A 2986-nucleotide genomic window follows, 5' to 3' on the forward strand; every position below is an offset into this window, starting at 1 on the left:
TCAAATGAGATCTTAATCACAATAAGTAGCTATTTTGGCTTTTTTATTCCCTTTATTAAGCAAGAAACTCACTTATTACCTAAAAATAAACCTAACATTCTCTCTTATAGCTTATAGAACTTTATTCACGATATATTTCGGATTGAAAATTAAGTTGCATAAAGTTAAATTTAAATATCCATTTATTAATAATTATTTATATTACGGGTAACTTAATATGGTGAATAACTAAAAATGAGAAGGATCCCATCTAAAAAAGATATTATGGATTTTTTTGAAAAAACTTTTTTGATGGAAAGCCTGATAAACATTGATTAGCAATGATAATTTTATATTTTAATTAATATAAAAAATACCCCTCCAGCAATTGGTTATCCAACTATTGGAGGGGTTATTTTAAGTCTCTATTGTTATAACTGATAACTTAATTTAATAATTTTTTTAGGTTTCAGCACTTTTTGAGAGATCAACCGCAATTTTTAGCCGTTTTCATCTAAATAAGGATCTGGACCTTCATAATCCTTAGGTAAGTCATCGAGTGATTTCAATGCTGGTTTACCTTCTAATTTAAAACGCTCATTAATACGGTTTAATTTAATGGTTTCTAGCTCTTTGTTTTCTTTCTCTCTTTCAGCAAAGTTTAAGATAACAAATTTATCTTCACCTTTTGCTTTAGCATCGTTGTAGCGCTGAATATCATCAAAGATGTATGAAAACTCTCTGTCATTTGCAATACGCTTAGTATGCTGCTCGGTTAATGGTACTAACGCAGCTTTCAGCTTGTCTGAATACTCGGATAGCTGATAGCTTGCTGGAGAGATACTATCCCAAGGCAATGCGTTATCTTCAAAACTTTCACCCATTTCAGCACTATCAAAGCTTGGCAACAACAAATCAGGTGTTACTCCTTTAAGTTGAGTACTCCCACCATTAATTCGATAGAATTTTTGAATAGTATATTGCACTGACCCTAAACCCGGCCAATCAGGGCTTAGCATTTGATCGTAAACACGGGTTAATGGGCGATATTGCTGAACCGTTCCTTTACCGAATGTTTGCTCACCTACAATTAATGCTCGTCCATAGTCTTGCATTGCAGCAGCAAAAATTTCAGAGGCAGAAGCACTAAAGCGATTAACGATAACAACCAGTGGTCCTTTATAATACACAACATCATCTTTATCGAAATCTTGTCTTACACGACCATTATTATCTCTGACTTGCACAACAGGACCACTTGGAATAAATAATCCTGAAAGTGAAATCGCCTCTGTTAATGCACCACCGCCGTTACCACGCAAATCAATGACTAAAGCTGAAACATTATCTTTCGCCACTTTTTGTAACTGTGTTTTTACGTCATTGGTTAAACCAACATAGAAGCTTGGAATATCCAAAATTGCTACTTTATCGCCGTTAATCACTTTTTCAGTTAGCTTAACAGCTCTGTCTTCTAAACGGATTTGCTCTCTAACTAAAGTAATTGTTCTTGGTTTAGCACCTTTCTCATCAGAAATAACTTCTAATTTTACTTGGCTACCTTTCGGTCCTTTAATCAAAGCAACAATGTCATCAAGTCGCCAACCGACAACATCAACCATCGGTTTATTTTCTTGTCCTACGGCAATAATTTTATCGCCAACTTTCAACTCTTTACTTTTTGCAGCTGGACCACCCGTAACCATAGAGTTGATCATAGGATAGTCATCATCCATCTGTAATACAGCACCAATACCTTCTAAGGATAAACTCATCTCAGAATCAAAGGCTTCGGTATTTCTTGGTGATAAATAACTTGTATGAGGGTCAATTTCGCGGGCGAATGCCGACATAATGATTTGAAAAACATCTTCGCTTTGACTTTGCGTTTGACGACGTAAAGCCGCTTTATAACGCTTAGTTAGTGTCTCTTTAATTTCGCTATCCGTTTTTTCAGATAGTTTCAGCGTTAACCAATCATATTTGACTTTTTCATCCCAAAGTTTATCTAGCTCAGCTTGAGTTTGCGGCCATGGCGCTTTTGTTCTATCTAACTCAAATTTATCTTGGCCAGTTAAATCCATGGGTTTGTCTAAGCGATTTAAGGCATATTGAAAACGTTCAAAACGTCTTTTTTGCGCTAAATTAAAGAGATCATAAAGAGGTTGAAGCTCACCTTTTTTCAGATATTCACCTACTTTGGTTTTTTCTTTATCAAATTGGGCGATATCTGATGCTAGCAACACATTGTGACTATAATCTAATAAATTAAGATAGCGATTAAAAATCTTTTCAGAAAAGCTCGCATCTAGAGAGAATTGGCGATAATGAGAACGTTCAAAACGAGAGGTTACTCGCTCGCTCACAGTAGAATGCTGTGGCTCTTGCTTTAATTCGGGTAACTGATCAATAGTTACCATTGCTGGGGTGGCTGGTTTCTCAGCCATCACAACAGAAGTGCCTGTTAACGTTAATCCGATTGCAAAAGCCACATTTAAAAGTTTGTTCATGCTCTGGTTGGCCTCCGTATCAGAACTTTAAATGTTCCGTGCGTACATTCATTGCCAGACCGTTAGGCAATTGTACACGTACACCCTCTTTCGCTATCTCTAGCACTGTCGCGTCCATCACGCTGCTACCAACGTTAACTTTCAGCGATTGACCAACAGTAAGAACTGATGTGTCTTTCACTGGAATTAACTTTTCAGTATTTTGACGTGGTGGTGTTTTTACGAGGTGCTTGAGTCGCTTTTTTGAGGACGAGGCTGTCGTTTTTCACCCTCTTTAGGTGGCTGACGACGCGTATTATTTGGCTTTTTCGCTGTCGGACGTTTTGCTGGTCTCCTTATCACCTTCAGCTTCGCGCTTCTTAGCACGTTGTTCTGCTCTTTGAGCTTGAACTCGCGCTTTTAGCTTCTGCTAATTGTGTACGAGCATGTTCAATATGCTCAGCTTCCAGTTCGCCGCAGTCATTACCATTCAAATCGACACGTTTTGCTCCTTCTTT

2 pseudogenes are annotated in these 2986 nt (G+C 37.3%); both read right to left on the reverse strand.

Features of this window, described 5'->3' with window-relative positions:
- Positions 1 to 410: 410 nt before the first annotated feature.
- A pseudogene (gene prc / locus BHE89_RS13655) lies at positions 411 to 2489 on the reverse strand (carboxy terminal-processing peptidase).
- A gap of 19 nt (positions 2490 to 2508) precedes the next feature.
- Positions 2509 to 2986: pseudogene (gene proQ / locus BHE89_RS13660) on the reverse strand (RNA chaperone ProQ); the annotation flags it as partial.

It is taken from the genome of Shigella sp. FC1967 (genome assembly GCF_001743005.1).
Lineage (GTDB): Bacteria > Pseudomonadota > Gammaproteobacteria > Enterobacterales > Enterobacteriaceae > Proteus.